At 29.3% G+C, this 23,871-nt stretch carries 14 protein-coding genes and 1 tRNA gene; 1 reads left to right on the top strand and 14 read right to left on the bottom strand.

Annotated features, from left to right (window positions below):
- Positions 1–199: 199 nt before the first annotated feature.
- The 5 genes from IPK06_16005 to IPK06_15985 all read right to left on the bottom strand — a co-directional run bounded on the left by IPK06_16005 (position 200) and on the right by IPK06_15985 (position 7,499).
- Positions 200–3,325 (bottom strand): efflux RND transporter permease subunit, encoded by a 3,126-nt coding sequence (locus IPK06_16005; GenBank protein ID MBK7981475.1) that lies wholly within the window; start codon positions 3,323–3,325, stop codon positions 200–202.
- Between the two features lie 42 nt (positions 3,326–3,367).
- Complete coding sequence (locus tag IPK06_16000; GenBank protein MBK7981474.1) at positions 3,368–4,426, bottom strand: efflux RND transporter periplasmic adaptor subunit; 1,059 nt, start codon at positions 4,424–4,426, stop codon at positions 3,368–3,370.
- A 14-nt stretch (positions 4,427–4,440) separates the two neighbouring features.
- A complete protein-coding gene (locus IPK06_15995) occupies positions 4,441–5,763 on the bottom strand; it encodes a TolC family protein (protein MBK7981473.1) in 1,323 nt (440 codons plus the stop codon).
- A gap of 2 nt (positions 5,764–5,765) precedes the next feature.
- Positions 5,766–6,407: a TetR/AcrR family transcriptional regulator gene (locus tag IPK06_15990; protein ID MBK7981472.1), complete on the bottom strand. Its 642-nt coding sequence runs from the start codon at positions 6,405–6,407 to the stop codon at positions 5,766–5,768.
- A gap of 390 nt (positions 6,408–6,797) precedes the next feature.
- Positions 6,798–7,499, bottom strand: coding sequence for a hypothetical protein (locus IPK06_15985; GenBank protein MBK7981471.1), 702 nt, complete (start codon positions 7,497–7,499; stop codon positions 6,798–6,800).
- A gap of 359 nt (positions 7,500–7,858) precedes the next feature.
- Here IPK06_15985 and IPK06_15980 point away from each other — a divergent pair, with 359 nt between their 5' ends.
- Positions 7,859–9,103: a DUF4153 domain-containing protein gene (locus IPK06_15980; GenBank protein MBK7981470.1), complete on the top strand. Its 1,245-nt coding sequence runs from the start codon at positions 7,859–7,861 to the stop codon at positions 9,101–9,103.
- 158 nt (positions 9,104–9,261) lie between these two features.
- Here the strand turns inward: IPK06_15980 and IPK06_15975 are convergent.
- From IPK06_15975 to IPK06_15935, 9 genes are all read right to left on the bottom strand, one after another.
- Positions 9,262–9,334 (bottom strand) — tRNA-Thr (locus IPK06_15975).
- Positions 9,335–9,449: 115 nt separating this feature from the next.
- Positions 9,450–10,037: a tetratricopeptide repeat protein gene (locus IPK06_15970; protein MBK7981469.1), complete on the bottom strand. Its 588-nt coding sequence runs from the start codon at positions 10,035–10,037 to the stop codon at positions 9,450–9,452.
- A gap of 18 nt (positions 10,038–10,055) precedes the next feature.
- Positions 10,056–10,358, bottom strand: coding sequence for an integration host factor subunit beta (locus IPK06_15965; protein MBK7981468.1), 303 nt, complete (start codon positions 10,356–10,358; stop codon positions 10,056–10,058).
- 143 nt (positions 10,359–10,501) lie between these two features.
- Positions 10,502–12,115, bottom strand: coding sequence for a tetratricopeptide repeat protein (locus tag IPK06_15960; GenBank protein MBK7981467.1), 1,614 nt, complete (start codon positions 12,113–12,115; stop codon positions 10,502–10,504).
- A gap of 399 nt (positions 12,116–12,514) precedes the next feature.
- Entirely contained in the window at positions 12,515–13,525 is a 1,011-nt protein-coding gene (locus IPK06_15955; protein ID MBK7981466.1) for a guanosine monophosphate reductase, read from the bottom strand.
- Between the two features lie 14 nt (positions 13,526–13,539).
- Positions 13,540–15,447, bottom strand: a complete 1,908-nt coding sequence (gene pepF, locus IPK06_15950) for an oligoendopeptidase F (protein MBK7981465.1) — start codon at positions 15,445–15,447, stop codon at positions 13,540–13,542.
- An 84-nt stretch (positions 15,448–15,531) separates the two neighbouring features.
- Positions 15,532–19,032, bottom strand: a complete 3,501-nt coding sequence (locus tag IPK06_15945) for a UvrD-helicase domain-containing protein (protein ID MBK7981464.1) — start codon at positions 19,030–19,032, stop codon at positions 15,532–15,534.
- The gene (locus tag IPK06_15940) at positions 19,032–22,826 is read right to left on the bottom strand and encodes a HAMP domain-containing protein (protein MBK7981463.1); all 3,795 of its coding nucleotides are present in this window, start codon (positions 22,824–22,826) and stop codon (positions 19,032–19,034) included. The genes IPK06_15945 and IPK06_15940 overlap by 1 nt, the downstream gene beginning before the upstream one ends.
- A gap of 99 nt (positions 22,827–22,925) precedes the next feature.
- Positions 22,926–23,774, bottom strand: coding sequence for a hypothetical protein (locus tag IPK06_15935; protein ID MBK7981462.1), 849 nt, complete (start codon positions 23,772–23,774; stop codon positions 22,926–22,928).
- Between the last annotated feature and the right edge of the window lie 97 nt (positions 23,775–23,871).

Raw genomic sequence — 23,871 nt, 5'->3', positions numbered from 1 at the left:
CTTAATCTTTTGCTTAATGTTGATTAGAATTTTTAAAAAATTGTAAGATTTATTCCTATAAAAAAATAAAATTAATCTTACATTTTTTTAAAAATAAATTTTGAAAAGTGTTTTTGAGGTAAATTTTTTAATATTTAAAAATTGTTTAACAAAAAAGGGAACCTAAGTTCCCTTTATTTTTCACTTAAATAAAAATTATTTACGCTTCAGCCATTTTCTGTTTCTTTGGAATAAATTTTTTGAAAAAACGTGGAATTGAAACTCTAAGTTCTTCAGTTTTTGAATAAACAATCGGTACAAAAACAAGCGTTAATACCAAAGAACTTGTTAACCCACCTACAATTGCCCAAGCCAATCCGGATTTCCATTCGCCTCCCGCAGACGCGGAGAGAGCAATTGGAAGCATTCCGAAAATCATTGTAAATGTTGTCATTAGAATTGGGCGTAAACGCATTTTGCCGGCATCAATAAGTGCGTCATAAACGTTAAGTCCTTCAGCACGAACAGCGTTAGTTCTATCGACAAGCAATATTGCGTTTTTACCAACTAAGCCAACCAACATTATAACGCCAAGAATTGAAAAAATACTCAAAGACTTCATCGTTAAAGCTAAAGCTAGAAAAGCTCCAATCATAGCCAACGGAATTGAAAATAACACGACAAAGGGATAAACAAACGAATCATATAAAGCAACCATAATTAAATATGTGAAGATTATTGCCGCAAACATCGCAAGTCCTAAATCAGCAAAAGATTGCTTCTGATTTTTAACATCTCCGGAAAATGAAATGACAACATTTTTTGGTAATTTAACATTTTTAAGCGCGTTTTCTATATCAGCCGAAACACTTCCGCTGGGTTTGCCAACAACTTGTGAATAAACCGTTACCGAAGCATTTCTATCTTGTCTTTGTAATTTTGTTGGACCAAGATTTCGTTCAACTGTCGCAAACTGGTTTAGTTCAATTTGCTGCCCTTTACGGTTTACAAAAGTTATATTTTCCAAATCGGAAGTTTTGGCTCTGTCAAATTCATCGAGCCGAATTCTTATATCATACTCATTTGGTCCATCTCTAAATTTTGATTCATCGTCACCGGTTAACGCAATTCTTAATGTTTGACCAACTTCAGCAAGTGTTAATCCCAAAAAGTTCATTTTATCTCTGTCAATAATAATTCTCGATTCAGGTTTTCCTTCTTCGGATGATAACCTTACGTCGGCTGTTCCTTGAACTGTTTTAACTTTTTCTTCAACAATTTTTGAAGCAATTATTACATCATCATAATTTGGACCTGTTACTAATAATTGAATTGGCGTTTGATTTGCAACGCCGAAAATACCAATTGGATTAACTCTGGCTTTAATTCCCGGAATTAATACAAGTTTTTCTTTAATGTAAGCAATCATTTCATTTGTAGATTTTTTTCGTTTGTTTTTCTCTACAAGCGCAACATTTATTTCTGTAATATTATTTGACGCAAATCCTATCAGACCTTCGCTTGACGTTCCTACGTTTACAAAAGTTTTTTCTACTTCTGGCATATTGTTAAGCATATTTTCTATTTGCCTTGAAACTATATTTGTCTGCTCCAATTTTGTTCCAAGCGGCAATTCAACCGTTACCGCAAATTCACCTCTATCTGCAACTGATATAAATTCCGATCCGATAAATCCTAATGGAATAAGCGCAAATGATGCAATAAATAATACAACTGTAGCAATTACAACCTTACCTCTATTTACCAATGCCCATTTCAAAATTTTAATATAATCATCAGCTACAATATGGTAAATCTTTTCAAAGCCTAACGCAAATCTTCCAAGTAAGGTTTTACTTGTCAATCGTTCAAGCTTCGCAAATCTTGAAGCAAGCATAGGTGTAATTGTAAAGGAAACAAATAAACTCATTAAAGTTGAAAACACAACAACAAGAGCAAATTGACGCATAATATTTCCAATGATTCCACCAACTAAAGCAATAGGAAGAAATACAACTACATCTACTAGAGTTATAGCAAGTGCGGCAAATCCAATTTCGTTTCTTCCCCTAAGTGCTGCAACTTTTTTATCTTCACCTTTTTCAATGTGATGATAAATATTTTCAAGAACAACTATTGAGTCATCAACAAGAATACCTACGACTAAAGATAAACCTAGCAGTGTCATCATATTAAGAGTAAAATTAAACGCGTACATTACCGCAAACGTTGAAATAAGTGATGAAGGTATTGCGATCATAACAATTACTGAATTTCTTATACTATGAAGAAACATCAGCATTACTAAAGCAACTAGTAAAACCGCAATTGCCAAATCTTCCTTAACTGCATTAGCGGCATCTATTGTAAAGAGTGAACCATCCTGCACAATATTGAATTTTAAGTTTATAGATTTATATTTTTCTTCCAATTCGGAAATACTTTTTCGAGATAATTTACTGACATCAACCGCGTTGGCATCTGATTGTTTGGAAATAAACAACGCGACTGTCGAGACACCATTTATTCTAACGTGATTTGTATAATCTTTAATTCCGTTATTTATTTCCGCTACATCACTAAGTTTAATTGCGCCGCCATTTCTTGAAACTCCAATAGCAAGATTTCGCAATTCATTTAGATTATTAAATTTTCCGGAAACACGAACTACAAATTGTTCGTCGGAATCTTTAATATTTCCTGTGGGAAAATCTAGGTTAGACGCTTTTACAATTTGAGCCACTTGAGAAATTGATAAACCGAATGATTTTAATTTTTGGCGATCAAGATTAACTTGAATTTCCCTTTCATCACCGCCTATCAGTGTTATTTGTCCAACCCCCGAAATTTTTGAAAGATGAGGTTTAACTTGATCTTTTAAAAAGGTATTAAATTCCTTTGGAGGTAAATTTGAAGTTACTCCCGATCGAATAACTGGTATTTCATCAATAGCTATTTTTGAGATTGTAGGCGACTTTGCGCCGTTAGGAAATTTTGATAAAACTTCGCTGATTTTTCTTTGTGCATCTTGTAATGCAATATCAGGATTTGCAGACTGCAGCAATTCAATAGTTACAAATGAAACACCTTCAAATGATTGAGATCTGATTTCGGAAATTTTATCCATTCCGGAAAGTGCGTCTTCAACTACTTTTGTTATACCGGTTTCCACTTCGGAAGGAGAAGCGCCCGGATAGATTGTTGTTACGGTTACAATTGGCGGTGAAAATTTAGGCAATAGTTCATAATCCAACTGATTGAAACTAAATATTCCAAGTACTGCAAGAGCAGTAAAAATTACAATTATAAGAGATGGTCTTTTAATTGCTATTTCAGTTAATGTCATTTAATTTTTCCCTTACTTCTATTTAGATTTCTCTAAGAATTTTTATTTTACTATTTCGACTTTAAAATTATTTTGAATTAAATTTTGACCGCTTATCACAACATCGTCTCCTTCATTAACTCCATTTATTACTTCAACAAAAGTATCGTATTGATTACCAACCGAAATATCTCTGAGTCTTGCGGTTCCATCTTTTACAACAAAAACTTGTGGAGTACGGATGCTGCCTACAATTGCTTCTCTTGGAATTAATATTAGATGAGAATTTACAAGGCTGGAGAAATAAATTCTTGCAAACATGCCGGCTTTAAGCGGTTTTTCTTGCCTATTTTGAATTGAGATCTCAATAGGATATGTATGCGCTTCGTCTCCTTTAGATGATATACTTGCAATTTTTCCTAAATATTTTGCATCGGGGTAAACATCAGTCGTCACTTCTACGTTATCGCCGGATTTTAAAAGAAAAGCATCTTTTTCAGAAATGTTAACTTTGACTTTTAATTTTGATATGTCAACAACATTAGCAATCATAGTTGCATTTGGTCCGCTTGCTACATAAGAACCAACATCTACTAAACGAGAGGTTATATAGCCTGAAATAGGAGTTGTAATTTTTGTATCATTCAGTTGACGTTTGGCAATTATAAATTGACTTTCGGCATTAACGTAAGCTAATTTTGCCGCGTCAAACTGAACATCAGAAGCAGATTTTGATTCAAGCAGCGACTGCATTCTTTCAAAATCTTTTTTTGATTTTTCATAATTTGCGAGTGCTGAACTGTATGCTGCTTTCTTTAATTCATCATCAACTTGAACTATAACTGAACCAGCTTGTTTATAATCACCAACATTAGCAAGAACCTGAGTAACTCTGCCGCTTGTCTCTGAAATAATATTCACATCGTTGTTTGCCGTTATGGTCCCGACTAAGGAAATATTTTCAGTTGGAATTTTACTTTCGGCTTTTGCGACAGACACATAAAATTTCTCGCGATATTCGATCTTTGACTGAGCTTGAATTTTTTTCTTATTATAGAATAATAACAATATTACAGCAACAAACATTACAACAGCTATAATAATATATTTTGATTTTTTCATTTTAAAAATTTCTCCTATTCACCTAATGATTTATGAAGTTTGGCTTTTGCCAATTCGTAATCTACAATTGTATTTGTATAATTTGTTTTTGCCTGCAGAAGCGCAACGTCCGCGTCAATAACATCTGAACTTGTAACCAATCCAAGTTTAAACTTTTCATTTATTATGCGCATATTTTCTTCTGCCTGTGTTAAGCCTTTTTCAGAAATATCAATTTTTAATTTATTCTGATTAACAGTTAAATAATTCTGCGTAACTTCAAGTGTAACTGCATCTTTAATAATTCCTAATCCGTCCCTGGTCTGCGTAAGTACGGCTTCTGCTTGCTCGGTTTGATACGAAGTTGAAAACCAATTCCATACATCCCAATTGAGCGAAATACCAGCATCCCATGTTTCGTTGAATTTATCTTGTCCCGGTACAATTCTAGGATTTGGACGGCTGTAATAAAAATTAGAGAATAAAAGAATTTGCGGATACCAATTTGATTTTGCCAGTGTAATTCCGCTTTCGCCAGCCTTAATTTTGTAGTTCGCAGATTTTATTTCTGATCTGTTGTTAATTGCATTATTCACTAAATTATTTAACTCATCAAATTCTTCATTACTTTGATTCGGTAGAGTTTCAATTTCTATCTCGGTGTTTAATGATATTCCCATAATGCTATTTAAATTGATCATTGCAAGTTTGAGATTGTTGTTTACATCAACTTGATGAAGCAGCGCATCATAGTATTGAACTTCTATTTTAAGTATATCATTATTTGTTAGCATTCCTTGATTTAGTAAATTTTTTGCGTCATTCAAATGCACATTTATTTGATCAACATTTTCATCAATGACTTTTTTTATCTGTACAGCTTTAAATAATCCCCAATAACTGTTTCTGATATTAAAGATCAAATCGTTTTTATCCTTATTAAATTCTTCATTAGTCGCGCTGGCGGAATATTCAGCCATTTCACTTAAACTCTGTAATTTGAAACCCGTAAAAATAGGCTGCGCCAAAGAAAGTTTAGTTTGATAATTATTTAAAATTGACGGTGAAATATTAAAAGTACCAAATGGTGTTGTGATACTGAAAGGATCAACATTGCTTAATCTTGTATAACCAGTGCTGAATTTTAATGACGGAAGTCTTGAAGCATCCGTTTCTTTTAATTTTGCTTCGCTAGATTTTAACCTTGCTAAAGAAGAATTAAGCATTTTACTATTTTTTAACCCAATCTCAATAGCTTCATTTACATTTAATTTTAATATATCCTGAGCATTTAGATAATTTACGGCAAAGCCAGTAAATGTAAGTAAGAAAAAATATTTTATAATATTAGTTTTCAATATTAGAATACCTCCGATTTATCTTTTGAATCGAACTGTAAGTTAATGTAACGGAATCTTCCCTTTTCAGATAGAATTCCCTCAAACAACATTTTTATAATTTCATGATAGACTTGATTTTTTGACATTGGAATTTGAGACAATATATCGGGAACCATTATTTCTCTGAGCGCCGCACTGTAAACCAGAACAGTAAGCTGACTCGAAATATCCGATTTTATGAAACCTTCCCGCATCCCTTGCTCAATTAAACGCGAAAATTGTACGTGACTCTTTTTACGCTTAAACTCTTGAATTTCACTCCATATTTCCGGATGATTTAAAATTATATCACTTGTAAGATGACCCTGCATATATTTTACATTTTCACCAATTATATCAAAAACACCTTGAAGTTTTTGAATAAAATCTGAATTTTCATCTGAAAGAACTATTTCAAATTTTTGTTCAACTTCACATTTAACCGAAGAGATTACTTCTGTTAAAATGTGTTTTTTATTTGAAAAAAATTTGTAAAGCGTTTTTTTACTAATTCCAAGATTTTGAGCAATTTCTTCCATCGTCACTTTTGAATAGCCAAATTTTTGAAACATTTCATGGGATTTATCTAAAATTCTTTTCTTTGTTACTTGTTCTTCCAACATTTTAAACCTTTAATTTAGAAACGATTTATACAACTTTTGATTATTTTGAATCAATTTCATTCGTTAAATTGTAGAAAAAGACAACAATGGAAACATTATTCGTAAAAAACGTTTCCAAATAAAATATTTTTTTTATTGTTTGTCAAATTAATTTTTAAAGCTTAGAAGTGATATAGAATTTTGTTTTGATTTTTTTGATTTTTTAAAAGTGCGTTAAACTGCTTATAAGAAATTAAAATACTAAACTTGATGTAGTTTATTTTAAAAAGAATAGTTTTTTAAATTTAATCGACTTATATAAAATATTTTTTTTGACTTTTTCTTTTACAAATACAACAATTTTGATATGAATTCTATCATTTAATTGATTTGCAAATTTTCGAAAAAATATTACTCCTTCTGAAGTATATTCATATTTACGATTATTCCAAGATGAAATGATAGAAAATCCGTCTTAGATTTTTCCTTTTTAAATATTGGATTTCCATTTAAGTCAATGCCAAGGAAGCTGTTTTCCGTTAAATATTCTGCTTCAGTACCAAATAAATATCTCGATTTGAAATCAAAATAAATTGCATCAACATTTTCCATTTCACCGGCAATTTTAAATAATATTCCAACTCCTCCGCCGTAATTCCAAGTAAAATCATCATAATTTGTAGTAGAGGCAATATCTTCATCTTCATAATCCGCATTAACCGAAGTCTGTGTAAAAATGTAAGATCCTCCGAATAAACCTTCCAAATATGGTCTTATTGTTCCGAAAAAAGGACTAACTTCCATTAAAATATGAAAATTCGCCAAACTGTTTGTTCTGCTTAAATTCAGGTAGACACCAGGAAAACCCACCCAAGGTTTTCTCTCATCTACTTGTCCATAAACTAAATATCCCAAATCCAACCCTATTGTATAAGGCATTTCGTGCGTAGGCGTCCAAAAAGTTCCATGTAATTGACCGCCGAATCCCATTCTGTCTACGTTTGATCTGAAATCTCCTTGTGGGTAGCCGAACATAAAACTAAGTCCGAGCTGCTGAGAAAACAAAGTAGTGCTAATAGTAAATATAAAAATAACGGTAATTAATTTTTTCAATTTTCCTCCTACTTAATCACTTAAAAATTTCGTACCATATTTAATTATAAAGGAATAATAAATTTTATGAATATAAAATTATTATTTTATTTAGCAATAAATCAATACCGGCATATTAAATTGATTAATTTTATTTTGAAAAGAAATTTTTAAAAACCGTGAAATTACAAAGCTTAAATAAACTTCGCGAATTATTAAAATCTTATGCATTGACACTTTTTATTTATTTTAATATACAATTATAAAATTTATAATTTAATGAATCTGATTTAGAACTTTATTCAACTATATTTATAAAAACAAATTGGCTTTATGATTTCTGCTCTTTGTTAAATAAAATATCAAATAAAAGACTTATAATGAAAAACAAAATAATTGAAAATATAAATAATCCGGAAATGCTTGAATATCTCTATAGAAAAAATAAAAATGATTTCTCGAATTCGTTTTTTGAAATTTCGAAGGATTATAATACTGACTTAGTAAAATTTTGGAAGTTACGTCTTACTGAGGAAAAAGATAGCAAATTTATAAAAATTTCGAAGTATGATTTTTTTACGATTCTAATAATTACTTTTTTCACCGGAATTATTCTTAAAATTCCCAATTTATTGCCAAATATTAATGCAGATTTTTTTTACTTAAAGTATTTGGCAATTTTTGTTTTTAACGGTTTAATAGTTTTTACGTTCCTGCAAAATAAAATTTTCGATAGAAAGAAAATTTTTATTTATCTGCTCGTAATTTTTGCCTTAGTGATTTACGTTTATTTTCTCCCAAATATCAAAAGTGATTCAATATTATTAACTTTTATGCATGTTCCGTTTTTAATGTGGTGTTTATTCGGTTTGATATTTATTTCTTTCGATTATAAAAATTTGGAAAAACGATTTCAGTTCATTCGTTTCAACGGCGAACTTTTGATTATGACAGGATTATTGTTTATTGCCTGCGGATTTCTTACCGGAATTACATTTGCGTTATTTACCGCTATAGGTATGAATATTCAGCAATTCTACTTAGAAAATATTGGAGTTTTTGGCGGTACTGCCGTCCCAATTGTTGCTTATTATTTGATCAAAATTTATCCAGATATAACGAGTAAAATTTCTCCTGTGATCGCAAGAATTTTTACCCCGCTAATTTTAATAATGCTGATTGCCTATTTGATAACAATTGTTTTTTCCAATAATAAATTTTTAGTTGATAGAAATCTTTTGATTGTTTTTAATCTTATGCTTTTTATCGTAACCGCAATAATAGTATTTTCGATTTCAGAACAAAATAAAACAAATGACAAGAATATTAATATACTGATTCTGTTTGCTTTGGCAATTACCGCAATCATTATTAATTCAATTGCTTTAACTGCGATAGTATCACGCGTATTAACCGGAGTTACGCCAAACAGACTTGCAGTTCTAATTTCCAATATATTAATTTTCATGAATTTAATTTTAATCGCAAAGGATTTATTCAGATCTTATTACCAAATTAAGTTTCTTAATACAGTTGAAATCACAGTAGCAAAATTTTTAACTGTGTATATGATTTACACAATACTAATGATTTTTATATTTCCGTTTTTATTTGGATTTAAATAGATATTATTGTTATAAGCCGGTACAATTAAATAATAGGCTTGGCTAATAAAATATTATTAAGTTTATTTATGATATAAGTGAAGAATAGAATAATAAATTTTAAAGAAATGTTAAATGCAGAAACTCTATTTTTCCGCCAAATAAGAGGTAAATTACCGAGCCAACTGGGGGAATCGAACCCCCGACCTACTCATTACGAATGAGTTGCTCTACCAGCTGAGCTAAATTGGCAGGCAAAAACTATTTACCTTTTTTCTTATGTCTATTCTTTCTTAATCTTTTCTTTCTTTTGTGAGTAGCCATTTTGTGTCGTTTTCTTTTCTTACCGCAAGGCATGTACACGCTCCTAGTTATTTGTTTTTAATAATTCTTCTGCTTTTTTTCCAATGTTAGAGTTGGGATCAATATCACGAGCCTTTCCCCACCATTCTTTTGCTTTTTCGCTATTGCCATTTGCTAAATTTACAATTCCCAAATTAAAATTTGCAATTTGATGCTTGGGATTCAATTTCACCGCATTTTCTATTGTAGTTATAGATTCATTATAATTCTTTAATTCAAAATAACAAACTCCCATATCAACAATAACATCTACATTATCGGGGTGAAGTTTTAAATATTGATCATATTTATCAATAGCTCTTTGATAAAATCCGTTATCATTAAGCATATGTCCCAAACTCAATAAAAGTTCATGATCATTTGGATTATTCTTAAACTCTTCTTCAAGTTTATTTATTTCACTAATTTTATTTAAGTCAACGGACTGCTGATTTTGCTGATTTAAATTATTATTTGTATTCGGAATTATGTTTGGTTCAGGGGTATCAAAAATTCCTGAAATAATTAACAAAAATATTCCAATAGTTGAAAGGCTTAAAATTGTAATAAAAAGTTGTAAGTTTGAAATTTCTTTTTTTATTTCTTTTCCCATGTTTATCATTTCATCAAATTATTCTTCAGAACCTGAATTTTTCATTCCTCTATCAACAGCAGATTTAAAATCTTTTGAAAATTTAAAAACCGGCACATAATGCTCCGGGACATAAACTTTAACTCCTGATCTTGGGTTTCTAGCATATCGAGCATTTTTTTTCTTAGTTTTATAGCTTCCGAATCCTCTTATTTCAATACTATTGCCTTCGCGTAAAGACTGAATAACAGTATTTAGAAATCCTTCTATAATTGCTTCGGTTTCTAATTTTGTTAATCCGGTTCCCGAAGCTACTTTTTCTACAATATCAGCTTTTGTCATTTTTTAATTTCCATTTTGGTTAATTCTTCAAACGAAGTTGCTAAAATATGAAAGATTTTCGACTAAATCAAACAATGATGGAACTTAAATCAATAAAAAACAATCAGTTAGGAACGTTCGTAATGTGAAAAGTGCTTGCGTTTTTATCCAATTTGCTTATTTACGTAATTAGTTAAAGGCTTTAATTTCTCTTCAGTGTGTTTTTCTAAATTATTAATATTCGATAATTTATATTTAACGGTATGATAATGATCTTTTTCAAAGCTTATTAATGCGTTTAAAATCTGAGAATCAACTTTAAAAATTTCAGCCTGTTTATTTTCGTTGATTTCTCTAATTTCATTAGTCAAACCAGCTTCCAATTTTAAAGCGTTGTTAACTATTTCTATACTTTTATTAAACTTGCCGCTATTCACTGCATCTTGAATTTCTTTTTGAGCGGTTTTAACGTTACCATTGGCATAATTAATTTTGGAGCTCAAAATTTTAAAATCATCACTTAAAGAAATATCTTTATAGTTTTCGATCTCGGTTTGGGCTTCTTTGAGTAAACCTAATTTAACTAAACATTGAATTTTAATAATAACAGCATTCTCAGAATCGGGATTCAACTTTAGGTATTCTTCTAATGTTAAATTTGCTTTCTGATAATTTTGACTCAAAAACTCCAAAATTCCTTTCTGCAAATATGCATCACTCATTTCAGAATTAAATTGAATGCATTTTTCCAAACTTTCTAAAGCAGAAGAAAAATTATTTAATTTATATTCGGTAAAAGCTAAATGATAATATAAATTTGCATCGTTATTTTTCAATTTAATTGCAGCAAGAATATCATTTTTTGCCCCTTCAAAATCATAAATCATCGTTTTAAGAGCGGCTTTTTTTAAAATAATATTTGTATTTCCAGGTTCAAATGTTTGGTATAAATCTAAATCTTCAATCATTCCTTCATAATTTTCAGAAAGATTATTTAATTCGGCTTTTAGTAAAATTGCGTATTTATTGTTGGGCTCAATTTCCAATGATTTATCAATTGATCGCTTAGCTTCTTCAAACTCATTAATTTGATAAAGAATTTTGGCTTTATTAAAATGGTAACATGCTTTTTCGGGATTGATTTTTATAGCATATTCAAAATTTTCAATTGCTTCTGAAAATTTTTCACATTCCACATTTATCAAACCTCTTAGATTAAATAGATAATCTTCTTCTGAAGAAATTTCAATTGCTTTATTTATATCAATCAAAGCAGAATCATATTTTTTTAAAGCAAAATTTATCAATCCATGTAAATATCTTATGTTGAAATTTTTAGGCATTAACTCACAAATTCTGTCGGCAAGAATTAAAGCTTCTTCATATTCCCCATTAAAATATTTCATACGCGCGGTAAAGAACTGAATTTTATGATCATTAGGATTTGATTTATAATATTTTGAAGCGTAGGCTGATGCGTTTTTAGTATCATTTAATTTAAGATATACTTTTGATAGAAAAAAATTTTGAAGCGGGTTGTAATCAAGTTTTATTTTTTCTAAAAGTTGTAAATCGTAAAGTGAATCTAAATAATGTTTAACCTTATAATGAAGCATTCCTCTGTTCAGTAAAGCTTCTTCGTTTTTTTCGTCAATTTCTAAAGCAAAAGTAAAATCTTTAATTGCCATATAATAATTTCCGCTTATGACATTTTCTCTTCCGCTTTCAAGAAACATTTCTAATTTTTTGCCATAGAACATTTTTTTTACAAAATTCATGCGTCCCCTTCAGTTTTCGCATCAAAATATTTATAATAAATTTTAACATGGAAAATATGCCGACAAAATTTATATCTTAATTTGCAAATAATCAATTATTATAAAAGTTAATGAAAAATATGGAAGATTCAATTAAAATCTTTGGGGGGAATTTCCAAAATTTGACATAACAGTAGATGCAAAGTTAAACAAACCTGACTTTTATACATTTAATACAAATATTAAAGTAAAAATATTTAACAATGAAAATATAAAAGACATTTGCTATAAAATTATTTATTGACCATTTACAATTTTATTCCAAATTTATAACAACACCATTAAATAATATTAAGTAAATCTTTTAACCAATAACATTATCAAAATCGTATAAAATAAATTGTTATTTAAATTCAACTATTATTTTTTCGGAAGCCGTTCCAAAGATGAACTATGACTCATAACCGCAAAAGTATTTACGTTTTTCATTTCGTCAATTGAAAAACAATTCATATAGCTCATAGAACTTCTTAATCCATCGGAAATAGAATCAATTACTGTTTTAACTGGACCTTTGTATGGAATCATAGTTTCTTCGCCTTCAATAAATTCATTTTTCATTTTAACTCCGAAAGATGCAGAACCTCTGTATTTTTTCCATAATTGATCATTGTATTTAATTACTTCGCCAGGAGCTTCTTTTGTTCCCGCCAACATACGTCCAAGCATTACAACATCAGCTCCAAGAGCTAATGCTTTTGCAACGTCCCCGGGATTTTTAATTCCGCCGTCGGCAATTAATTCAATTTTCAAATTTTTCTCTTCACGCGCAAAATACAAATCTATCAATGAAGATGCTTGTCCAATCCCTATCCCGGTTTGAATTGAAGTTGTACACATACTTCCACCTCCAATTCCAATTCTAACCGCATCAGCTCCTGCATTTACCAAATCATTTAAAGAACTTCCTTGCGCAACGTTGCCAACTATAATTTTAACATTATGTTTATTTTTTATTTCTTCGCATTTTTTCAATACGGTACTGTTGTTTGCATTTGCCGTATCTATGCATATAATTAAATTATATTCCGCAAGTTTAGCTATTAGATTTTCATTATTATTTAAACTTATGGAAACCGCCGAAATTCCTTCCGCATTAATTTTAACAATTTCTTCCAATGATGAATCAAATCGGTTTACAATTCCCATACAGCCCATTTTATCCAGAGCTTGCGCCATAGTTAACCCAGTTACAGAATCCATCGGGCTAGCTAAAACGGGAAGAAGTAACTTCTTCCCTAAAAATTCTGTTTTAGTTATTGCTTCGGTTCGGCTTTTAATTCTTGAAATTTCGCAAGGCACCAAACTAATATCATCGTATGTTAGTGATAAATCGTAATCATTCAAATCTTTTTTAGAAAAAATTTTCATTTTAAATTCCGAATTTATTCCGCTAATAAAGCTTCTAATTTATCTAGCAATTCATTCATTTTATTAACAACTGCCAACACCGGTTTTGGTGAAGTCATATCAACTCCGGCAGTCTTTAATACATCAATAGGATATTTAGAACTTCCCGCTTTCAGGAATGATAAAAATCTGTCTATTGCAGGCTGACCTTCTTTTTTGATCTGCGCAACCAATTCCTGCGATGCTGCGTAACTTGTTGCATATTGATAAACATAGAAATTATAATAGAAATGGGGAATTCTTGCCCATGTATAAGTTTCTTCATCATCAACAACCATTTCAGGACCCCAATATTTTTGATACATATCGCCGTACAATTTGCACAAAACATCAGGCGTTAAAGCTTCACCGGCTTCTGTTTTTTGATGGACCAATTCTTCATATTCTGCAAATCTAGTTTGTCTGAAAAAAGTTAAAGTCATACTGGTTAATTGATTTTCTATTAAAGCCATTTTCTCTTCTTTTGTTTCTGCATTCTCTATAAGATAATCCAACAATAAAGCTTCGTTTGCAGTTGAAGCTACTTCCGCAACAAATATTGAATAGTTTGCATACGGATATGGTTGATTTTTTTCGGTATAATATGAATGCATATTATGACCCATTTCATGCGCAAAGGTAAAAACGTCGTTTAACTGATCAGACCAATTTAATAAAACGTAAGGATGAACACCGTATGAAACACCCGATGAATATGCACCGCTTCGTTTACCCTTTGTTTCGTGAACGTCTATCCATCTATTATTAAATGCAAGTTGAAGACTTTTTAAATAATCTTCACCGAGAGGTTTTAATGCTTTAAGTAATATTTCCTTCGATTGTTCATAATTATATTCTTTTTTAACTCCGGGAAAAAGAGTTACATAAGTATCGTATGCATGCAGACTGTCAATTCCCAAAATTTTCTTCTTCAGTTTTCCCCATCTGTGTAATGGTTCTAGATTTTGATTAACTGTATTTACTAAATTATCATAAACAGATAAAGGAATATTGTTTGCATCTAAAGCTGCAGCACGAGTGGATTCATAATTTCTTGCCTTAGCATTAAACATAGAAGCTTTTATATTTCCGTTAAACAATGCAACTAATGTGTTTTTATAATTTTTAAATGGTTCGTAAAGACCTTTATAAACTCTTTTCCTGTAATCACGATCAGTAGAATACAATGCTGCCCCATATCTTCCATGTGAAATTTTTATTTCATCTCCACCGTTTTCACCTTTTACCATTGGAAATTGAATATCGGCATTATTGAACATTCCAAAAACATTGTATGGAACTTCTCTAACCGGTGCAGACAGTGCCATTAATTCCTCTTCTCGCGGCGAAAGAGTGTGAGCCTTTGTTCTAAGTAAATCTTGCAATTGATGTTCGTAAACTTTTAGTCCAACCTCATTTTTTACAAATTCCCATAACTTATTTTCCGGAATTTCTAAAATTTCAGGTCGGATATAAGAGCTTGCGGCAGAAAGCGTTGAACTGAGTGCTGAAATTCTTTCATACCTTGCTTGATTTTCAGCATTTCCTAAATCAAGATCTTTGGCAAGTGAAGAATATAAATATAAGCGGCTAACTTTTATACCGTTTTCATCGTCAAATTTCAGACAATTTAATAATTCCGAAGCTGAGCTTCCTAATTTTCCTTTGAACTCGCTATATTTGGAAATTGAACTTTCCAGTAATTTATAATCTTTTTCCCATATATCGGGTGTGGCATAAATATCCTCAAGATTCCAAGTTTGGTCTACAGCAATATCTTTTCTGTTTGGCAAATCGCCTTTATTTTGAGCAATATTTAAATTGCTGCTGAATAGATTTAATATTAAGTTCAAGATTAAAAAACTCCTTAATAAGTTATTTTCAAAAAAATTTTTGTTTATCATTTTTGCCTCTGAAATTATTTTTTAGTGAAATAAATTTAATTAATTTGCTTCGATTTCTAAAGTTTTACGAAGTAAATAATTATTTTATTTTTCGCATTCATCAAGCAAATAGAACCTCATATCTTTGCAGCCTTCCGTAAATTCATTAAAATTCTTATTTCTTATTTTAATTACCGATGTATATATAACATTACCGAATTCAGCAATTTCATTTTCACGCAAATTTATTATAGTTGAATAATCATCATTTCTTAAAAATATAAGCCTTAATTCAAAATTTTTAATTTTCGGATATTTTGAAGTAAGAATAAAAGAGTAAAATTTAAGTTGATTTAAATATGTTTCTCTTTTTACAGCAATGTTTTTTTCGGAAATTTTATCGGTTTTGTAATCTATGATAATTATTTTTTCATCCATCACAACTAGCTTATCAATAATTCCATAAAGGAAATAATCAGATTCTCGTTTATATATTTCAATTTCGTTATGAAATGTTTTAAACCTAGATATTTGCCAAAATGATTTTGATGTATAATAATCATTTATCAGTTTAAAAATTTCATCTGTTAATTTTTCTTTTGATTCCGAGCTTAAAAAAATAAGTTCGTTTTCAATTTCAATCTCTTTTTTTATTTCATAAATTAATTTCTTTTCATCAACTTCATACTTTAGAATTGAATGAACAATTTTCCCTAAAATATTGGCAGGAATATTTTCATCTTCCTTATCGTTATATTCAATTTCATTATCTTTTCTGAAAAGCCGTGTTAATTCACCATATCCGAATTCATAGGTAAGTTGGTATTTTTTGGGGCAGTGCAAAAACAAACTTATCTTTGACGCTGAAATAATTTCATTTTTCTCATTGCTTTTAATATTGTTAAGAAGAAATTTATAGTTGTTATTTTTAGAAATGATTTTTTTATTGAGTTTTACATAATCAACATTCCTAATTAATTGAACTTCCGTTTCAACTTTTTCATCAAGTGTGTAATAATTATTATGTTCAAATTTCATGAAAGTCAAATTTCCTGCTAACATTTTTCTTTCTTTATTAAGATCAATATTCAAAGCATCTATAATTTGTTGAGCGAATGAATCTTTGTAGAATTTCCCCTTTTGTGTCTGCATGCTTATTATTAAATATTCTTCGCTTCTTGTAACCGCTACATAAAGAAGCCGCTTTAGTTCTGCAAGGGATTTTTTATTTTGATAATAGTTAAATAGTCCAACAATTGGTGCTTGCCGGAAATCTTCAAAATAATTATTTCTATAAGGTAATTTTGCCAAGATTCCGAAATCCTTGTCAATATTGATGTCTTTCGATTTTAATGTCTCATCAAAATTTTTTTGATTTGATTTAAAAAGAATTACTACCTTAAATTCCAAACCTTTGGATTGGTGAATTGTCATTATTTTAACTGTATTTTCTGCTGTGTTCAATTCGGCATGACCTTCATCGTCCAAATTATTTATTGCATCTTTTAAATAATTTGTAAAATCATATAAAGTATTAAATCCTTGTTCAGTAATACTTATTGCCTGATATATTAATTTTTCAAGATTTGCGATATCTTGTTTCCCGTTGTGTTTATTAGCAAGAAAAGCCCAATAATTAGTATCGTTATTTATAATTCTTATCAATTCGCTTAATTCGGTCTTTGAAGATAGCGCGCTGTGCCTGTTTAGCAATTTTAAAATTTCATTATAAATATTTTTTGAATAAACATAATTTTTGAATTTATCAAAATAACTTTCGCCTTTTTCAAAGGATATTTCTGTTATTTCTGAATCTGACAAAGCATAATATGGTGATCTTAAAATTGATAAGAACGCAAGGTCATTTTTATTATTTATTAAGAACGAAAGGTAATTGTAAACATCCAGAATAATTTGCTGCTGATAAAATCCTTTTCCGCCAACTATTGAAAAAGGAATGTCATATTTAATAAACTCTTTTTCAAGTTCGGCAAAATTTTTTCTTACTCTGCAAAGAATTGTTATATCATTAAAATCATATTCACTACTGTTCACTATATTTAATATTTTTTTTGCAATTAATTCCGCTTCATTTGTGTTTTCTTCTTTCTCTGAAAGTAAAATATCAACTTTGCCTTTTTGTGTTTTTGAATAAGCACAAACAAGTTCATTATATTCAACTTCATTAAAATTTCTATTTGGAGCATGAAATAAGTTATTAAAAAGCAGATTAGTAAATAACGCAATATTCGGACTTAATCTAAAAGAATGAGGAAGCTGTAAAATTCCATCTTTACCGACTTTTGATTCAATTTGTTTTTTTGTATCGTCAAAGACTTTTACTTCAGCTTCGCGGAACATATAAATACTTTGTTTGTCATCGCCGACAACAAATAAATTCCCAACGGTTAGATATTGCAAAATAGGCATAAATATTTCGTACTGTATTTCATTAGTATCTTGATATTCATCAACCATTACATATTTATATTTCAGTGATAATTTGTTCACAACATCTTTATTCTGTACAAGGTAAAATGTTTTGATAAGCAAATCTTCAAAATCCAAAAAGGATTTTTGATGTTTTTTAAATCTATACTTTTCACTTACTTCATTGTAAAACTCTATAAGTGATTTGCCGAATTTTGCCAAATCAAAATTAAGTTCCGTATAATTTTCATCAATTTCAATTTTCTTAATCTCTTCAAATTTTTCATTTATTGTATTAATCAATAATTCATTTTCCGAATACAATTTTGCGCTAAGATATTTTTGCTGCCGCACTTTTCCATCTGTTTTGATCAAAACATCCGCAATATTTTTCAATAAAATAAATTTTTCTAAAAATATAGTTTTCGATTTTAGTTCAATTAAAAGTCTGTTTACTTCTATAGAGATTTCTGAAGATTTACTGTTTTCAGCAATTAAATTCAGTTGGGCTATTTCTTCAACAAGGTTTTGAATTAAATCAAAAAAAGTATCACTTAACTTTGTTTTAAAATTACTTTTAAGCCAAAGTGAAATTTCATTAACATCATTAGAATAATAGTTGAGAATTAACTTTTCTGTAGTTTTTCTTTTTGCAAAAAGCTGTTTTATCTTTTGAGCTAATTGAAATTTATTTCCAAAAATTCTTATTAAGTTTTTGATTGACGTTTTGTCTTCCTTCAAATTTTTAATTACAATTTCGTCAATTGTCTGCTCCAACAACTCATCTGAAGTTCTTGCGTCAATTGGAAAGAAACTCGCGTCTATGCCGGCTTCCGGCGCAAAGTCTTTTAATATATCTATACAAAAAGAATGAATAGTTGATATTTTAGCCGAAACCAAATTCCTTCTGATATTTTCTAATTTACTTTTAACATTAAAATCAGCATTGGAAATTTTATTATTTATTTCGTTTGCAATTTTTGAGTAAAGTTCACTTGCGGCTTTTTCAGTAAAAGTAATAGCAACAATATTGTTAAGTGTAACGTTTTCCTGTAAAAGAATTTCAACAAATCTTTTCGATAACACCGTAGTTTTCCCGGAGCCCGCATTTGCGGTTAGCGAAATGTGTTTATCAAATTTTAATGCTTCTTTTTGATATTGTGTAAGCAAAGTCATTATTTAAAAAAATTAATTTGAAATGTAGTTCCGTCTTCTGAAGTTTTGATTAATTGTATATCAGCGTTAGAACCGTTTAAATATCTCTTTGCTAAACTTAAACCCAATCCCATACCGTCATTTTTTGTGGTAAAGTTCATATCAAATATTTTTTCGATATTTTCATTTTTTATTCCATCGCCGTTATCAGAAATATTCAATTGGTATTCTTTTTCATTAGCTGATAATTCAAATGTGATTTTATCTGAATTTGCCTGAATTGAATTTCTTATCAAATTTATTATTGTTCTTCTAAGCTGCTGCGAATCTCCATTAATTTTAATTTTTTCAAATTTGGAAATGAAATCGATTTTAACATTCTCACCTGAAAATAAATTTATAGACTGTTTAACTATTTCTATCAAATCGATTTCTTCTAATTCTAGCTTAGGCATTCTGGCAAAATTTGAAAATTCATTTGCAATATTTTTCAAAGTTTCAATTTGATTTAAAATAGTTGATGTAACTTTTTGGAAAAACATTTCAAATTTATCCGATTTATCTTCATATGCTGTAATAAGCTGTTGTACGCTTAACTTCATTGGAGTTAAGGGATTTTTAATTTCATGCGCTACCTGCTTTGCCATTTCCTTCCAAGCTTCTTCACGTTCTATCTCGGCTAACATTGCCTGGTTTTCTTTTATTTCTTTCACCATATATTGAAATCCGGATACTAATTCTTTCATTTCGCCTTTTGCGTTTGTTTTTAGTTCCAGACTTAAATCCCCGGCAGCAATTGATTTTGTGGCTAATGTAAGTTTTCTAATTGGCGCAGAAATTTGATTTGCCATAATCGCGCTGAATAAGATAATAAATATTGCGGCAAGAGAATAAGTTCCAAATAAAAAAACATCAACTGCAGAACCGCTTAATGGCAGTAGAATTTTATTAAAACCTTCAGAGACTTTAATAATAATTTCCGAATTAGATATATTAGCTTTGTAATAAAACGACTTATATGCGTAATTATCAATATTTTCATTAACAAGAATTTCTTGTTCTCCATCTACAAATAATTTTTGATATACTATAGGGTTCAGTAATTTCGGCAAAATTCCAACATCGTAAATTAAATCATCCGTGCTGTATTCTATTTGATTTTTTGAAAATACGGAGTAGTTGATATTCAAATCATAAGAGGCATTCGCAAAGTTTAATTTTGAATTATCATTATGATTATTAAGATAAGTTTCTATTGAAAATGCTCTTCTACCAAGGTTATAATATATCGTTTCTTCATTATTGTTTTCGGTAATTTCTCTAAAATAAAATGCTATGAAAAGCAATGGAATTAAAGAAATGATCAGGAAAGCAATTAATAATTTGTCTCTTAAATTTAATTGATAAGATTTATATCTTTCATAATAAGCACTAAAATAAATTAAGGCTGCAAATAATAAAATAATTGAATGCGTAAAAAATACTTTGAAGAAATCGAATAAACCTATTGAAAGTTCTTTTTCTTTCAACGCAACCGCTACTATTCTTTCAATGCCATATAAATTCACTTTTTTTACATAAAAGATATATTCTGAATCATTATAATGCTTTTCAAACCAAGCGTCGTTTTTGTCCGTTAATTTTGTATTTAAAATTACATCATTAACTTCTGCCGATGGATTTAACGAACCATATACAAGTTTTAATTGTTTATTGCGGTAATCTAAAATTGACAATTTATTTAATTTCAAAATTGCTCGGTCATTCAATTTTCCAGTTGAAATAAATTCCGGATGAGTACTGAATCCGAAGTCATTTAAGTCGGATAGTATTGAAACATCTAAGTAGCCGAGGAATGCATATTCATCTTTTAATGGAAATATTCCTCTTATTATTTTATGAGAATCACCGTCTAATTTTTCTTCAAAAATTTTTATTTCTTCAATTACTGCATTTGTATCAATAATATTTTTGATAGTAAACTGAGGATATATCGAACCGAATCCGCCAAGAAGGTTTCCTTTTAGATCCAAAAAGTTAACAGATGAATTAATAGATTCCTTCTGTAAATTGCTTTTGCTCCATATCATAAATGCATATGAATTAAAATTTGTTTTTGAATTCTGAAAAGCTTCGGTCGCAATTTTCCGGCTAAAATCATCAAGAAGTGTTTCAAAAATTATTGCTCTATAAAAATCATCATTCTCCCTAGTTATCACTCTGGCTGTTGTTTTTAATGATTCTTTTTCAAGTTCGGAATTGTAAAAAAGTAAAGTTATTATAGAAGCAAATGACGCAATAAAATAAATGGCTAAAATTTTGGTGGAGTTTTTTAATTCATATTTGGTTAACAGAAAGACTAAAATAAAAACCAAAATTACATGTGTGGTTTGAATAAAAATTGTGCTTTGAGGATTTTTTTGGATGAATTGGTAAAATATGATCCCGCAAATATATATTATTGAAAAAACAATAAAGAATAATTCAATATTCTTATTAAAAATTAATTTGTAAGATTTTGCTAAAAATAATATTAATGTTGAAGAGCCCAATATAGAACAGATCCCCAACACTAAAACATTAATGTGCATTAATAATGTTGGAAAATCAAAATTCAAAGAAGGATCTTGAAAGTATCTAATTGAAGTATCAAATACAAAACTTCTTGACGCTGCGCTAAATCCGCGAAGCGAAACAGCATATAATACAATTGAAAATATAAACAGTAAATAAAATTTAAAGAAATTAGATTTTTTATTACTTGCTTTATAATATATCAATGTATATCTGAAAGCCGTAAACAAAATTAAGAAAAGAATTATAAGCGTAATAAATAATTCTATAGGAGAATTAGTTAATCCAAAACCAAAATCCGAATAATAAACCTTTGAATCAAATATTCCGCTTGATGAAATGCCTTGTGGAATTTTAATAAATATCAATAAATATCGAAGCGCAATAAAATAAAGAGAATATAAAATAAATTTACTAAATAAATTTTGCTTAGCACTAATTTTCTGATAAAGTACCACTCCTAAAAGCAAATAACCTAAAAGCGCTAGCATACTTTGAATAAGAAAAATATTGGCATTTAAGTTTTCTACATATTTTTCTCTTGTCTGCTTAACAAACACAACGGATGCAATTTTATTATTGTTATTATTCTTTACATCAAACGAATATTTTCTTCCGTCTTTATTCTTTAAATTTTGTGATGAATAATTTATTGTAAAATCTACACCGAATTTTAATTGTAATTCATTGGTTAAACTGATTTTTTTAAAATAAGCCGAATTCAATTCATATTGTTTTTCAACAATTGTTCCGCAAATCAGATATTGATTTGGACTTTTAGCGCTGATAGTATCTTTGATGAGTAAATAAGTATCAATTCCGGATTTTAAAAAATAAGTTTCCCCAAAACTGATTTTAAATGAATCATTTTTTATTATCAGTTGGTTAAAGTTAGAATTCCAGAAAATTATATTACTGCTGTCAAACACGGCAAAAATATTTTCCGTGTTATGATTATTTATAAATTGTTTTTGAATTTCCGAAAAATCTAAAGAATCAATTTTTTTAAGATTATTTTTAAGTAAATCCTTTTCCAAAATCAATTCAGTTTGGATTGTATTGATGTAATCAATTGAGCCGCTTTCAATTGAATTATTTTTTTGATCAATAGTTTCAGACCAATTTTCGATTTCGTTATTAATAATTCTATTTCCAATTACACCAACAGAAATTATTGATAGAATTACGAATAGTAAAATTGATATAGTCTTATTTCTCTTAAGAAATGAAGTAAAATTCATTTGAATCAAATTGATTATTTCAGATTTCAAAATAGTTAAAGGAAAATAAAAAAGCATACTCAATTGAGTATGCTTTCTATTTTAGAGATTTTTATAAAGTTACTTTTTTATAACTTTTTCAGGTAGTTTATTTCTGGTTTCAGCGTTTCTGTTTGTTTTAAGCTGTTGTTCGCCTTCAAGTAATTGATAAGCCCAATCAAAAATAATTCTATCTCCGGAAATTGCTTTGACTCTAATTTTTGCGTAATGATTATCCCATGTCCAAATTACGTAAGTATGTCCGACAAAAGCTCTTGTATATTTTACATTTTCACCTTCAACCATTGGAACCCAGCCGTCTAAAGGAGCATAATAAATATCCAGGAAACTATTTGTATAACCCATATCTTGAATATCAGTATCATCCCAAACGTTTAGATAAAACTCGCCATTATAATTTTCAAAGAAAAAGTCACTTGAATAATCATCATTATAAGCGTCAAAAGGTACCACTGCATATTCGCTAAAATCGTATCCTGAACTATTAGGATAAACATTATAATCGTAAATTGATTTATTCATTCCTTCAGGTCTTGCAACACCATAAACCATGTCATAACTCAACTCACTTTCATTTCCATCGTAATCATATGCTGCAACAGCATAGTAATACAATTCTCCGTTTATTGCATCGTTATCTACATAATTATTTCCAGACGTATTTCCAATTAGTTCGTATTCACCCCAATAATCATATGAGAAATAAATATTATAACCGGCAACATCTCTTTCCGTATTATTTTCCCAAGTTATTTCAACCAATCCGTCACCGACGTAGGTTACTACATTTTCAGGCGCAGATGGAGGTGTGTTGTCATATTCATAGTTCAAATTTGGATCGCAATTTGTGAATAAAAATAATGTTGCGATTAAAAGAAGTATTTGATATAAAGTTTTTTCATTTTTCATTTCATCCTCCAACGAAATTCTAATTTATCTATTTCAAGGAAGATGCCAAATAAAAAAGCCTCAAATTTTTTCAAATTCAAGGCTTTTTAAAAATTAG

This window comes from Ignavibacteriota bacterium (assembly GCA_016713565.1).
Taxonomy (GTDB): Bacteria; Bacteroidota; Ignavibacteria; order Ignavibacteriales; family Melioribacteraceae.
The sequence above is the reverse complement of the archived record's forward strand: the minus strand, read 5'-3'. Positions and strand labels throughout refer to the sequence as shown.

Bases quoted from the DNA above. Each gene is read 5' to 3' on its own strand.
- IPK06_16005 (MBK7981475.1), bottom strand. From the start codon at position 3,325: ATGACATTAACTGAAATAGCAATTAAAAGACCATCTCTTATAATTGTA.
- IPK06_16000 (MBK7981474.1), bottom strand. From the start codon at position 4,426: ATGAAAAAATCAAAATATATTATTATAGCTGTTGTAATGTTTGTTGCT.
- IPK06_15990 (MBK7981472.1), bottom strand. From the start codon at position 6,407: ATGTTGGAAGAACAAGTAACAAAGAAAAGAATTTTAGATAAATCCCAT.
- IPK06_15980 (MBK7981470.1), top strand. From the start codon at position 7,859: ATGAAAAACAAAATAATTGAAAATATAAATAATCCGGAAATGCTTGAA.
- IPK06_15970 (MBK7981469.1), bottom strand. From the start codon at position 10,037: ATGGGAAAAGAAATAAAAAAAGAAATTTCAAACTTACAACTTTTTATT.
- IPK06_15965 (MBK7981468.1), bottom strand. From the start codon at position 10,358: ATGACAAAAGCTGATATTGTAGAAAAAGTAGCTTCGGGAACCGGATTA.
- IPK06_15960 (MBK7981467.1), bottom strand. From the start codon at position 12,115: ATGAATTTTGTAAAAAAAATGTTCTATGGCAAAAAATTAGAAATGTTT.
- IPK06_15955 (MBK7981466.1), bottom strand. From the start codon at position 13,525: ATGAAAATTTTTTCTAAAAAAGATTTGAATGATTACGATTTATCACTA.
- pepF (MBK7981465.1), bottom strand. From the start codon at position 15,447: ATGATAAACAAAAATTTTTTTGAAAATAACTTATTAAGGAGTTTTTTA.
- IPK06_15945 (MBK7981464.1), bottom strand. From the start codon at position 19,032: ATGACTTTGCTTACACAATATCAAAAAGAAGCATTAAAATTTGATAAA.
- IPK06_15940 (MBK7981463.1), bottom strand. From the start codon at position 22,826: ATGAATTTTACTTCATTTCTTAAGAGAAATAAGACTATATCAATTTTA.
- IPK06_15935 (MBK7981462.1), bottom strand. From the start codon at position 23,774: ATGAAAAATGAAAAAACTTTATATCAAATACTTCTTTTAATCGCAACA.